General features: G+C 56.3%; 10 protein-coding genes. 5 read left to right on the top strand and 5 right to left on the bottom strand.

Features of this window, described 5'->3' with window-relative positions:
- Positions 1-47: 47 nt before the first annotated feature.
- The 3 genes from FVB43_RS12930 to FVB43_RS12920 are packed head-to-tail and all read right to left on the bottom strand — an operon-like array spanning position 48 to position 4,102.
- Positions 48-1,553 carry a sugar ABC transporter ATP-binding protein gene (locus tag FVB43_RS12930; RefSeq protein WP_133845653.1) on the bottom strand — a complete coding sequence of 502 codons (1,506 nt, stop codon included), beginning with the start codon at positions 1,551-1,553 and terminating at the stop codon, positions 48-50.
- Positions 1,550-3,064: a xylulokinase gene (xylB, locus tag FVB43_RS12925; RefSeq protein WP_167864122.1), complete on the bottom strand. Its 1,515-nt coding sequence runs from the start codon at positions 3,062-3,064 to the stop codon at positions 1,550-1,552. The genes FVB43_RS12930 and xylB overlap by 4 nt, the downstream gene beginning before the upstream one ends.
- Before the next feature lie 3 nt (positions 3,065-3,067).
- The gene (locus FVB43_RS12920; protein WP_167864121.1) at positions 3,068-4,102 is read right to left on the bottom strand and encodes an NAD(P)-dependent alcohol dehydrogenase; all 1,035 of its coding nucleotides are present in this window, start codon (positions 4,100-4,102) and stop codon (positions 3,068-3,070) included.
- 221 nt (positions 4,103-4,323) lie between these two features.
- Between FVB43_RS12920 and FVB43_RS12915 the strand changes: the two genes are divergently transcribed.
- From FVB43_RS12915 to FVB43_RS12905, 3 genes are all read left to right on the top strand, one after another.
- A complete protein-coding gene (locus FVB43_RS12915; protein ID WP_167864120.1) occupies positions 4,324-4,854 on the top strand; it encodes a D-lyxose/D-mannose family sugar isomerase in 531 nt (176 codons plus the stop codon).
- An 87-nt stretch (positions 4,855-4,941) separates the two neighbouring features.
- Positions 4,942-5,946, top strand: a complete 1,005-nt coding sequence (locus tag FVB43_RS12910) for a LacI family DNA-binding transcriptional regulator (protein WP_242462147.1) — start codon at positions 4,942-4,944, stop codon at positions 5,944-5,946.
- A gap of 19 nt (positions 5,947-5,965) precedes the next feature.
- Positions 5,966-6,430, top strand: coding sequence for a pyridoxamine 5-phosphate oxidase (locus tag FVB43_RS12905; protein WP_167864119.1), 465 nt, complete (start codon positions 5,966-5,968; stop codon positions 6,428-6,430).
- 281 nt (positions 6,431-6,711) lie between these two features.
- Here FVB43_RS12905 and FVB43_RS12900 read toward each other — a convergent pair whose 3' ends face one another.
- Together FVB43_RS12900 and pqqU are read right to left on the bottom strand one after the other, a co-directional pair.
- Positions 6,712-9,093: a glucose/quinate/shikimate family membrane-bound PQQ-dependent dehydrogenase gene (locus FVB43_RS12900; RefSeq protein ID WP_167864118.1), complete on the bottom strand. Its 2,382-nt coding sequence runs from the start codon at positions 9,091-9,093 to the stop codon at positions 6,712-6,714.
- A gap of 156 nt (positions 9,094-9,249) precedes the next feature.
- Entirely contained in the window at positions 9,250-11,355 is a 2,106-nt protein-coding gene (gene pqqU, locus FVB43_RS12895) for a TonB-dependent receptor PqqU (RefSeq protein ID WP_422718031.1), read from the bottom strand.
- 517 nt (positions 11,356-11,872) lie between these two features.
- On the opposite strand from pqqU, the gene FVB43_RS12890 reads away from it, so the two are divergent.
- Both FVB43_RS12890 and FVB43_RS12885 read left to right on the top strand, forming a co-directional pair.
- Positions 11,873-12,253: a hypothetical protein gene (locus FVB43_RS12890; protein WP_133845659.1), complete on the top strand. Its 381-nt coding sequence runs from the start codon at positions 11,873-11,875 to the stop codon at positions 12,251-12,253.
- A gap of 19 nt (positions 12,254-12,272) precedes the next feature.
- Positions 12,273-13,415 (top strand): iron-containing alcohol dehydrogenase, encoded by a 1,143-nt coding sequence (locus FVB43_RS12885; protein WP_167864117.1) that lies wholly within the window; start codon positions 12,273-12,275, stop codon positions 13,413-13,415.
- The last annotated feature ends 30 nt before the right edge of the window (positions 13,416-13,445 follow it).

Below are 13,445 nucleotides of genomic sequence, written 5' to 3'. Positions count from 1 at the left end.
GAAGATGTCGAATTCATTACAATTACTCTCTCGTTATAAAAAGATTATTACACCGCCAGCTTCATTAATTCAGCCTGGGTGGCATTTTCAGCCGACAGTTCTCCGGCCAGCGCGCCATCTTTAAAGACTAATATACGGTCGCTCATTCCAATAATTTCTGACAGTTCGGAGGACACCATAATAATGCCGCGATCCTTGAGCGCGAATTCCGACATAAAACGGTAGATCTCTTTTTTGGCTCCCACATCAATCCCGCGCGTCGGCTCATCCAGCAGCATCACCTGAGGTTCCAGCAGCGCCCAGCGCCCCAGCACCACTTTTTGCTGATTACCCCCGCTGAGATTGCCCACCAGCTGGTCGCCATCGGGGGTTTTCACATTAAAACGCGCAATCATCTCACGGGTACGCTGGCGCTCTTTGCTGTCACTGATAAACCCGGCGCGGCTGATGGCGGGAAACGAGGCGATATTAATGTTCTCATTCACCGAACGGCATAGCACCAACCCGGTTTCTTTCCGATCTTCAGTGACATAGGCAATCCCACTGTCGATAGCCTCTCTGGGCGAATGCCGCCCGAGGATCTTCTCCCCCAGTTGAATGGTGCCGCTGTGCGCATGTTCGATTCCAAAGATCAGATCGAGAAATTCGCTGCGCCCGGAACCCACCAACCCGTAGATCCCGAGGATCTCACCGCGCCTCAGCGTCAGGCTGATATCGCGCACCTTCTTGCCCCAGCACAGGTTATTCACCTGCATCATCACTTCTTCACCTGGCTGGTTGAACTTGGCAAATTCACTGTCAAATTCGCCGCCAATAATGTGCTCAATCAACTGTTCACGAGTGATATCGCCCAGCAGCCCTTCATGGATATAGCTGCCGTCACGGAAGATGGTATAGCTGTCGGCAATCTGGAAAATTTCTGCCAGGCGGTGAGAAACATAAATAATCCCTTTGCCTTTCTCCGCCAGCCGGGTGATGGCCTGGAAGATCTTCTGCACGTCCTCTTCACCGATGGCCGAGGTCGGTTCATCCATAATGATGATATCGGCGTTGGCGTGTGACAGGGCTTTAGCAATCTCGACCAACTGCTGTTCAGCCACGCTGAGGTTGCGCATTTTTTCCGTTGGAGACAGGGTAAAATGCAGGTCAGCCAGCAACTCCGCCGTTTGTCGGTTCATCCGGCCAAAATCGACAAAGCCAAAGCGACGCGGCTCGCGACCCAGCCAGATATTCTCCGCCACCGTCAGGTCAGCAATGGTGCTCAGTTCCTGCTGCACAATAGCGATCCCTGCGGCAAGCGCTTCTTTCGGGTGGGAGAATTCACAGCGCTTTCCATTGATAAAGATGTCGCCGCTGTCCGGCTGAATAAAGCCCATCAAGATGCTGAGAAAGGTCGACTTCCCGGCACCGTTACCGCCACACAGCGCATGGATCGAACCACGACGCAGACAGAACTCTGCATTTTTCAGCGCCACCACCGGCCCGAAGCTCTTTTTCACCCCGCTGACTTCCAGCAGCATGGCAGCCTGGGATTCATCTGCTAACTGACTCATAACGTCACCTCATATTCTTTCTGCAACCGATGCAGATAGCGCTGATAAAGGTCAGCATAGCGGCGCTGCCGTTCAGCGTCTGGCCGGGCACGGGTGCTCTCATCCAACTGTACAAACTGCTGGCACAGCCGGGCCAGCAGTGCGGCGGCAGGCTGAGGGCTGCCCGACGCCAGACGGTGGCACCAGATAGCCTGGATCGCGGCGCCCAGCGCCGCGCTCTCTTTCTCCTGCGGGCAGACCACGGGGCAGTTCATCACATCGGCAACAATCTGCCGCCAGCGCGGGCTGTTGGCTCCGCCCCCGGTGAGGCGGATTTCACTGACCTCAATGCCCTGCTGGCGAAACAGATCCAGTCCATAACGCAGACCGTAAGTCGCCCCTTCCACCACCGCCAGGCAGAGGTTGGCCGGGGTGAAATTATTACTGTCGAGGTTGTACAGACTGGCCCGGGCTCCGGGCAGCTCCGGCACACGTTCGCCGTTAAAGAACGGCAGCATCAGCATGCCGCCTGCCCCGGGTTCCGCTTCTTCCAGCGCACGATTAAACGCCACCACATCCTGTTGCAGCAGGTTCTGTACCGCGGTACTGGCCGAGGTCACATTCATGGTGCAGATCAGCGGCAACCAGCCATTACTGCTGGAGCAAAAACCGGCGATCATCGCCGAATCCGCCACCACCGGGCTGTCAGCGCAGGAGAACAACGTCCCGGAGGTGCCGAGACTCATGGTCAGCATGCCCGGCTGGATATTGCCAGTGCCGATGGCCGCCATCATATTGTCGCCGCCGCCGCTGGCAACCAGCGTACCGGCACGCAGCCCCAGCGCCTGAATAGCACGTTCGCACACGATGCCAACAGGCTGTTCTGCCGACACCAGTGGCGGCAGCGCACGCCATAAACGCCCGCTGTTATCAATCAGCTCGACGGTGCGGCGATCCCAGCAGCGCTGGCGAATATCAAACAATCCGCTACCCGAGGCATCGCCATACTCTGCGCGCCGTTCACCGGTCAGCCAAAAATTCAGATAATCATGCGGTAGCAGCATGGTCGCCAGCCGCTGCCACAGTTCCGGGTGCTGCTGACGGAACCATAAGATTTTCGAGGCGGTATAGCCAGTGGCCAGGGTGAGCCCCAGCTGCGCCAGCGATCCCTCCTCTCCCCCTAACTGCGCCAGCAGCCAGGCATTTTCTTCGGCAGTGCTGGTGTCACACCACAGCTTGACCGTATGTAGCACCTCTCCCGCCTCATCCAGCGCCACAAAGCCATGCTGCTGCCCGGAAACCGCCAGCGCAGCGATCTGCGCCGGGTCGATACCCGCTGCTGCCACGGCCTGGTGAAAAGCCTCTTTCAACGCCGTAATCCACCATTCAGCCTGCTGCTCACGCCTGCCGGATGCGTCGCTGATCAGCGCGTGGGGTGCACTGCCGCTCCCGAGAATAGTGCCGTGCTGGTCATCAACAATCACCACCTTGGTGCCTTGCGTACCACAGTCAATGCCCGCATACAGCGCCATGACTTACTCCATTTCCAGCATGATTTTGATATCGGTCGGGTTGCCTGCGGCTGCGCGTTCAAAGGCGGCCACACTGTCGGCAAATTTATAGGTCTGGGTGATCAGCGGCTGCACCCGCAGCTTGCCGGAACTCAGCAGGCGCAGGGTACGCGGATACATATTGGCGTAGCGGAAAATGGTCTTAAAGGTCACTTCTTTAGCCTGAGCGGCAACAATATCCATCGGCGCGGCATCCACCGGCATACCGACCAGCACGGCAGTTCCCCCCGGTGCAATATGCTGGCTGATGCTGGCGATGGCCGGTTTGGCCCCGCTGCACTCAAACACCACATCAACGCCGTTGCCGCTGGTCAGCTGCGCCACTTTTTGCGCCAGAGCATCCCCTTTACTGTTCACCGCATGCAGGCCGGTATAGTTGGCCGCCACCTGCAGTTTTTCGTCGAACAGGTCACAGATAATGACATCCGAGCAACCGCCCGCCAGAGCAGCCAGGGCAGTGACCACGCCAATCGGCCCGGCACCGATCACCAGCGCAATATCGCCGGGTTTGATCGCGGCTTTGGTCGCCGCATGCATGCCGATCGCCAACGGTTCCACCATGGCGCCTTCGGCAAAGCTGACGTTATCCGGCAGTTTGAAGGTAAAGGCCGCTGGGTGGATCACCGTTTCACGCAGGCAGCCGTGAACCGGCGGTGTTGCCCAGAAACGCACGGCCGGGTCAAGGTTGTAGATCCCGGCGCGCGACTGTGCCGACTGCATATCCGGAATACCTGGCTCCATACACACACGATCGCCAGGCTGCACATGGCGAACAGCACTCCCCACCGCCATCACGACACCGGAGGCTTCATGGCCCAGCACCATCGGAGCGTTAACCACAAACGGCCCGATGCGACTGTGTTGATAATAGTGAACGTCACTGCCGCAGATACCCACAGAGTGAATTTTGATCTGCACATCGGTATCGCCCAGATGTTCGCTGAACTCCCGATCCTCGATGGCAATTTTACCTGCCTGCTGCAGTACCAATGCTTTCATGGATGACTCCCTGTTGATAATAAAATGATACCGTTAACATCAATATGACGCCGATAGTAAAAGAAATGCCGTGATAAATGTGTGAGCACGGTTAAAATTTTAGCATTTTTGTAACTCAGGGAGAAAAAACGGGGCAATAATGGCATCAGACAAGCGATAAAGATCAAAAACACTCACACAAAAAATGATATCGATAACAACACAATCATTAGAGGATCATCATGAGCGCACATCAACAGGCCATCAGCCAGACCCTTCACTACCTGCAGGAAGCGTCGATATTGCTCACCGCGGCTGAGGAGCAGCAGATCGAGATCGCCACCTTTGGCCTGCCAGACTACCCTCTCTCCGGCCTGCAACTGCTCACCTATATCAACAGCCCGCGCTACTGCGCCAAGGAGCTGGTACTGTTTCCACACCAGACCTGTCCGGAGCATCTGCACCCGCCGTTTAACGGCACACCGGGTAAACAGGAGACGTTCCGCTGTCGATGGGGCGAGGTGTGGTTATTTGTTGATGATGAGAGCCTGACCCTGAATAACGGCACCTGCCAGCCACCGGAAGGGGCGGAACAGTGGTATACCGCACAGCACTTTATTTTGCTGCGGCCTGGCGAGCAGTACACCATTGCCCCCAACACCCGCCACTGGTTCCAGGCCGGCAAGCAGGGTGCAGTGGTGTCGGAATTCTCTTCGGAAAGCCGTGATGACCTTGATGTGTTTACGGACCCGCGCGTTAACCGCCTCGGCTGAGCCTGTAGCGGATTGATTCGCATCATGTCTGGGGATCTGTCATGATACATCAATGGTACAAAATGATTTGATATCCAGGAGTTCACCTTGCCGTCAGGCCGGAAAGTTAAAGCCACGCTCTCAAGCGTGGCAGCAGAAGCAAACGTCAGCAAAATCACCGTTTCCCGCGCCTTTACCCATCCGGAAAAAGTGCATCCGGACACCCTGAAACGGGTGCTGGCCACCGCCACAGAGATGGGCTACGTGGTGAACACCGCAGCGCGTAATCTGCGTGCGCGTGACAGTAAAACCATCGGTATTGTTAATCCGGATATGAACAACCCGTTTTTCGGGGGGCTGACCCGGTTGATGACGCTGGAAGCGGAAAAAGCGGGGTACGATACGCTGATTTTTGATTCGCGGGAGTCGCAGGAGCATGAGAACCGTATCATCGATAAGCTGATCGGCTATAACGTTGATGCCATCGTCCTGTCGGTAATCTCGTCAGACTGCAACTACCATCCCGCTTATCTGCACCGGCTGGAAGCGCTGAATATCCCGGTGATTCTGGTCGATAGAGAGCTGGATGCCAGCGCCTGTAGCGGGGTTTATATTGATAATCTTGACTGCGGCCTGCAGGCGGGCCGTTATCTGCTGGAACAGCAGGCGCAGCATGTGGTGGTGGTTTCCGGGCCACAGGACTCCAACGTGGCACGCGAGCGCGTGACCGGCCTGAGCGCGGCCTTGCAGGGTAAAATCGCCAGCTTCGAGGTCCTGTACGCCGATTTTTTGATGGACGTCGCCGCCAGAGTCACCAGTGAATATCTTGACCACCACGCCCCGCCGGACTATTTCGTCGGCTGTAATAACCAGATATCGCAGGGGATCATTAAATCCTGCATCGATCATCAGCTGAGCCCAATGCAGGACGTTTCGCTGTTCAGTATTGATGAGATCTCACATGCACCGATTTACGGCTTCCACTTCCCGTGTATTGCCCATGATTTGCATGAGATGGCCTGGCAGGTGATCAATCTGGCGGTCCGCCGGGCCACCGAAAGTGAAGTCAAACCGGGTAAAGTGATTGTTCGTGGTAAAATGGTCGTACCCTAATCAACTGAAGGAACGACTGATGAACAACCCTACACTGCCGCCTGCTCTGCTGACCCTGCTTGACGGCTCAATACCTGAAAGCCATCGGTATCAGGCGATTCGTCTGTCCAGCGTGGGTGAAAATGGCTGGCCGTATGCGGCACAGCTGAGCCTGGGGGAAATCATTGCCTGCTCCCCGAATGAGCTGCTGTTTGCCATCTGGCCAGACTCCACCACCACGCGCAATCTGAAGCGGGATGGCAGGATCACGCTGGCACTGGTACTCAATGATGCGGTGGTGGAGATTCAGGCACTGGCAGAGCCACGCCCGGAAACGCTGACCGATCTTAAACTGGCGGTATTCAGCGCTGAGGTTAAGCAGGTGATCGCCCATCGGGCACCTTATGCCACGGTGACCAGTGGGTTAACGTTCAGTCTGAACGATGAAGTAGCGGCGCTGGCCCGCTGGCGGGAACAGATTACGGCGCTGAAAACGCTGGCATAAAAAAAAGGGCGACTTCACAGTCGCCCTTTTGCTTTGCGGGTCAGGCATGCCTGACCCCTACAGGATTGTCGTCGATACGAGTCAAACAGGCCGGACATACCCGGCCCCTACGAAGAGCGATCTTGCTTTGCATCATTCGTAGGGGCGAAGCATGCCTGACCCCTACAGGATTGTCGTCGATACGAGTCAAACAGGCCGGACATACCCGGCCCCTACGAAGAGCGATCTTGCTTTGCATCATTCGTAGGGGCGAAGCATGCCTCGCCCGAGGTTAACCGCCTTTATTTGCTGTCAGGCAGCGCGTAAGCTTTCACGTAATCACCCAGCTTGGTGCCGAACGAACCGTGGCCACCCGCAACGATCAGCACATACTGCTTACCGTTCACTTCATAGGTCATTGGTGTCGCCTGGCCACCCGCTGGCAGACGCGCTTCCCACAGCTGTTTGCCGTTAGAGACGTTGAATGCACGCAGGTAGTTATCGGCGGTGGCAGCAATGAAGAACACGTTACCGGCAGTGGTCACCGGTCCGCCCAGCATTGGCATACCCATTTTAAACGGCAGCGGAACCGGTGAGCTGTCGCGCACGGTGCCGATACGTTTTTTCCACACGATATCATTGGTTTTCAGGTCAACCGCAGAGATGTAGCCCCATGAAGGCTGTTTGCACGGGAAGCCCAGCGGAGACAGGAACGGATTCAGCGTCACGCCGTACGGCAAGCCGTACTGTGGCTGAACACCGGACTCAGTACCGGTACCGCCCTTATCATTCTCATCCGGCTCAATCGGGTTACCCGGACCACGAGGGATCAGACGGGAAACAAACGGCAGCGCCATTGGATTCGTGACCGCAACCTGACGATCGGTATCCACGGCAATACCGCCCCACTCGAACATACCGAGGTTACCCGGGAACACCAGAGTCCCCTGCTCAGATGGCGGAGTGAACGGACCTTCATAACGTAACTGGTGGAACATCACACGACAAATCAGCTGATCGTAGATAGTGGCACCCCACATATCTTTCCCGGTCAGCTGCGCTTTCGGGCGGAAGCTCAGCTCAGAGTAAGGCTGCGTAGGGGAAACGTGATCGCCCTTGGCTGCGCCACCCGGAACCTTCATTTCCGGTGCCGGAACAACAGGCTTACCGTTGGTACGGTTCAGCACAAAGATGTCACCGGTTTTGGTCGGAATGTAGATGACCGGAACCTTGTTACCGTCTTTGTCGTTGATATCAGCCAGCGTTGGCTGTGCCGGAACGTCCATATCCCACAGATCGTGGTGAACCGTCTGATAGAACCAGGCCAGTTTACCGGTGGTGGCATTCAGTGCCAGCATACCCGTGGCAAAGCGCTCCATTTCCGGGGTACGGTGACCGCCCCAGATATCAGGGGTCGAAACACCAATTGGCAGGTAAACCAGGTCCAGTTTGGCATCGTAAGACGCCGGAGCCCATGAGTTCGGAGAGTTCGGCGTGTAGTGCTGCTCGCCTTCCGCAATCACGTTCGGATCTTTCGCGCCGGTATCGAAGGCCCACAGCAGTTTACCTGTGTTGACATCGAAACCACGGATCACACCGGACGGCTCTTTGGTTGAGTAGTTATCGGTGACCGCACCGGCCATCACAATAGTGGTGCTGGTGATGATAGGCGGTGACGTTGGTTCGTAAGAACCCACTTTATTGTAAGGCAGATTGCTCTGCAGGTTCAGCTTACCGTTGTCGCCGAATTCCGGGCACAGAGCGCCGGTTTCAGCGTCCAACGCATACAGACTACCGTCATTGACCGGCAGTAACACGCGGCGTGAGCACAGCGCAGGCTGAGTTCCGGCTGGGGTCGCTGCGGCTTCTGGCGTCTGGTAGTAAGACACACCACGACAGGTCACATGCTGGAACGTCGGGTCCGTCTTCATCTTCGGATCAAACTTCCACTTCTGCTTACCCGTCGCCGCATCCAGAGCAAACAGCTGCTGGTGCGCAGTACACAGATACAAAGCATCGCCGATTTTGATTGGCGTGACTTCGTTGGTGATCTCACCCGGATCGTTAGGTGTTTTCAGGTCGCCGGTCTGGAAGGTCCAGGCTTCCTGCAGCTTATCAACGTTAGTGTCGTTAACCTGCTTCAGCGGGGAGTAACGCGTACCGCCCTGCGTACGGCCATAAGCCGGCCAGTCACCTGCCGGAATACCGTCGTCAGCCGGGGCCGCCGCGGCCTGATCCTGGCTCAGCGTGCCGTTGATTTCCTGCGGGTCGTTAAACACCGAGTAAGCCAGCACCGCGACCACAAACACCAGCACGGCTGAAAGTGCCACGCGAGGGAATGCACCCGTTGAACCCAGGCCACGCCAGATGAACGGCAGCACCATCCACAGGCCGAGGAAGAAGGTGACGTCCAGACGCGGTGTCAGCGCCCAGAAGTCGGAACCCACTTCCCACAGTGACCAGATAGTGGTCGCCAGCAGAAAGAGTGCGTAGAACAGCAGCGCTGCGCCACGGCGGCGATACAGCATAAAAGCTGTGATCAGCAGAACCACACCAGCGATGATGTAGTAGAGCGAGCCACCCAGTTTAGCCAACCAGATACCGCCAATTAACAGATACAGACCACTCAGAGTGGCGAAAATCGCTGTTAACAGGATCAGTATTCTTGATGCTTTACTTTGCATAGTTTGAACCTTACCAAAATTTAAAGTCATCGATTAAGCGAGAGCCCAATCTTTTAGTTTTATACTTCCTATCCATACGGTGTCATTGACCCGCCACTGCAGGCGCTTCAGCAGGCCATTACTGGATTCATTGCCATATTGTCTTCGGCGAAATACTCAGAACTGATACGTCACGGTGGCACCGCCGCCCCAGTTACGCCCCGGTGCGGGTTCGTAGTAGCGGTTATTACCTTCATTCACGATAACGGAGCCGACGTACTCACGGTCGAACAGGTTATCGACGCGGCCAAACAGGTCCAGCGACCACTGGCTCCAGTTGAAACGGTAGCCACTGTTCAGGCTGGTTACTGCGTAGGACGGTGCCTGGGCATCGTTCGCATCATTGGCCTGAATGTCACTCATATAACGAATATCGGCACCGGCATGCCAGCCGCTTTCCGGTGCATACGCCAGTGATGCGTAGCCCATATTGCGTGCAATACCCGGCAGGCGGTTGCCCGCAGGCGTACAGACATTCTTCGCATTACAGGTTTCATTGCGGTACGTGGCATCCAGCAATGTCCACGCCAGCTTCAGGTGCCAGTCCATCGCGAACTGCTGGTCAAAGCCCAGCTCCAGGCCACGACGACGCGTTTCTCCGGCATTTTTATACACGGCACGCCCCCCTGAACTGCTGTCGACCACCAGCTCATTATCGGTATTGGTCTGGAACACGGCGGCGGTCAGCAGGCCATAACCGATGCGGGTTTTACTGCCCAGTTCAACGGTGTCGCTGGTCGCGGGTTTCAGCCCCAGGTTCAGACCGGTCTGCGTACCGGAAGTCGAACGGTAAGAAAGCTCATTAATCGTCGGGGTTTCAAAACCACGCCCGGCAGAAGCATAAAGATTCCATGCATCGGTCACCGCATAGTTCACCGAGCCCATCGGCAGCAGCTTGTGATAGCGCGCGCTGCCGCTGTCATCACCGTTAACACTGGTTATATAGTAGTCGGTGGAATCAAAGTTCACCGTGCTGTAGCGCAACCCGGCATCCAGCGTCCACTTTGGCGTCAGCTGCCAGCTGGTTTGCAGATAGGGATCGAGGTTCCACATGGTGTTTTTTTCGTTGCGGCGTTGATCGCCCTTCTCACCGAACTGGTTAACCCCGTTGACCGTATTGTAGTTCTGGAAGCCCTGACGGCGTTCGGTCATGGTTTCATAGTCGAGGCCGCCAATCAGCGTCACCGGTACAGAGCCGAGCTGACCGTCGTGCTTCCAGCGGGTATCCACTCCCTGATATTTACGCTCCAGCACAATGACGCCGCCCGGATAGGTAGCGAGCTGCTGAGTACCATAAGGGATCGACTGATATTGCGTAGTGTGGCGCTCACCGTGCCAGGTGGTCAGCGTCAGTTGGTCATTTTCACTCATCTCACGCTGATAACGCAGGCCGACCTGAGTCTGGTCGAGGCTCTTACGGGTATTAAAGTTATCGCCACGCGGCGACTGGCGCGGATTGGCTTTATATTCTTCTTCCGTCAGACCACCGGGATCGTTAGCATCCACGGAGACGCTGTTAAACATCAGCGTCAGGGTACTGACATCATCAAGACGCACGCCGAGCTTACCGTTACCGAGGCTTTTCTGCGTACCGCTGTGGTCGCGAAAGCCGTGGGTGGTAAAGCGCGAACCGGAAATCGTGTAATTCACGTCCCCCGCCTGGGTGCCATCACCGGTGGCGCCGCTGGCTTTGACGCTGTTACGCCATGAGCCGTAGCTGCCGAAGTAAGTGCCCGCTTCCAGCGTGGTGGGCTGGCTGCCCGTTTCGCTGTCAATATTCACCACGCCGCCGGACGCATTGCCGTACAGCGCAGAATAAGGCCCACGCAGCACTTCCACCTTGCCCACCGAGTTAATATCAATGTTCGACGTCTGCCCCTGCCCATCCGGCATGGTGGCGGGAATGCCATCAACATACAGCCGCACGCCGCGCACACCGTACATGGAACGGCTGCCGAAGCCGCGCACGGACAGTTGCAGATCCTGAGCATAGTTCTGGCGATTCTGAATTTGCAGCCCCGGCACGCCGCCAAGGTTTTCGGAAAGATTCACCTGAGCGCTGGCACGGCGCAGCTCGTCGCCATCCACCACGCTGACCGCTGCCGGGGTATCCAGTTCGGACAGGCCTGTGCGCTGTTTAATCACCATCAGGGAAGATTCCTGTCCCTGAGCAGTGGCGGCATCGGTAGACGTTTGTGCATAGCTGACAGCAGCAGGCGTCATCAGAAACAGAGGCGTCAGAAAGTAAGCAGAGGTTTTATTATTCACTGGAATTATTCGATAAGTAAAAATAATGCTAAAAGTCTTACCCGGCCCAGCCCGGTAAGCGCCCGACATTCCCTGACGTACACGGCTTTGTCTTCACCAGGCAACCTCGCCAAAAGTATATAACTCCTGGTCAGGTTTGCTCAGTTCATCGACAAAGAACGCTTCCCTGTTACGCGCTGACGTCTTTTTCTGTGCGGCAGTTACGCGTCCCTGCCAGCACTTATGTGATGCATGTCACAAAACGGTGGCGATTGTAGCACTCATTAATTTGCTTGCGAACTATTGTTAACGTTTTGGCTGAATTGATTCATTTTAACGTTACAAAATAGAGGGTTATTGAATCTTATGCTACACAGCGATAGTGAACACTAACTATCCAGAGAAGCATGACTCTACAATGACGTTATTATCGGGCCGGGCTATAATCAGTCGCATCACACCCAATGTGGAACCGCCACTAACAGGATGTACTATGCCGAATTCAGGACACTGGCTGTTGCCCTCTCTCCCTTCACCGCAGCGTGCCATCCGTATACTGTTGCCTTCGCTGGTCTTTCTGCTTGCTGCGTGCTCCTCAGACTATAAAGGTCAGTCGTGTCCCGGGGAGATACAAACCTTGACCGGGCAACCGCAGGGGGCCACCCAGGCGATGATTATTGACCGCTTCAGCTCATTCTCCGTTGAGTTGCCAGACCTCAGGCTCGACAGCGGGCCACTACAGTCCAACGATCGCCAGCTCTATATTCCCTCAGCCACCACGCCGGATGGCTGGCTGGCACAGCGTATTTCCGATCATCGTTTCGCGATTATTAACGCCCCGAAAGACCAGGCGATCACCTTTACCTGCCCTTAACCTGCGAGAACTTCTGCCGATGTCCACGCGTCAATTGATTACTAACCGACACACTTTTTTTGGCCGCGGTAGCCTGCAACAACTGGTCCCGCTGCTGAACGATCCGCTATTGCCCACGCTGCTGTTCTGTGGCCGTTCGTTTCTTAACGGCAGCGCCTGGCAACAGCTTCAACCCCAGCTGGAGCCCCTGCTGTGCGGCGTGGAAATCGTCAGTCATGAAGCTTCCCCTGATGAGATCGATGCCTGGGTGGCACGCTGGCGTGATAAGGCTAAACGCGTGGTCGCTATTGGCGGCGGCAGCGTGCTGGATGCTGCCAAAGCGGTTGCCGCACTCAGCCAGCATCCGCTTAATACCCTGCGCTATCTGGAAAAAGTCGGCGATACCGCCGTGAGTGGTGCCACACTTCCGCTGATTGCGATCCCCACTACGGCGGGAACGGGCAGCGAAGTGACGCAAAATGCCGTGATCACCGACAAAAATAAGCTCAACGTCAAAGCGTCATTACGCCACGCTAACTTTGTGCCGCAAATAGCGATCCTCGACCCAGACCTGCTGCGCGGTGCGTCAGATCATGTGCTGGCCTGCTGCGGTATCGATGCCTTTACGCACCTGTTTGAAGCTTATCTCTCCCAGAACGGCAATGCCTTTACCCAACAGACCGCCATCAGTGGGATGCGGGCCTTTATGCGCGGCTGGGCGGCGCTTAATCAGGAGGATGAAGCTGGTAATGAGGCGCGTGAACAGATGATGATGGCGTCATGGCTCGGCGGGCAGAGCCTGAGCATGGCCGGGCTGGGCGTGATCCACGGTATCGCCGGAGAGCTGGGTGCTATCAGGGATTTCCATCATGGGGAAGTGTGCGGTCGCCTGCTGCTGCCGTTCCTGCATCTGCTGAATGAGAGCGAACATCCGCAGCAGATCGCCCTGATGCAGCAGCTGGGTGCGGCCCTGTTCCCGCTGGGAGAAGGGGCAACGGCAAGACGGCTGGACAGTTGGCTGACCGATAACGCGATTCACCCGTTCTGGCAATCTCCTCCCGCCCTGAACAAACAAGAGATCGACTGGGTTCTGGCCCGTTCTAACAGCAAAAACAGCCTGGTGACCTACAGCGTGGAACAACAGCGCTGGCTGCTGGAGCAGGCCTACCCGGGCGCAGATTAAGCACGGATGCCGGGCACACTGTGGAGAGGT

The sequence above is a fragment of the Erwinia rhapontici genome (assembly GCF_012271765.1).
Classification (GTDB): domain Bacteria; phylum Pseudomonadota; class Gammaproteobacteria; order Enterobacterales; family Enterobacteriaceae; genus Erwinia; species Erwinia rhapontici.
The sequence above is the reverse complement of the archived record's forward strand: the minus strand, read 5'-3'. Positions and strand labels throughout refer to the sequence as shown.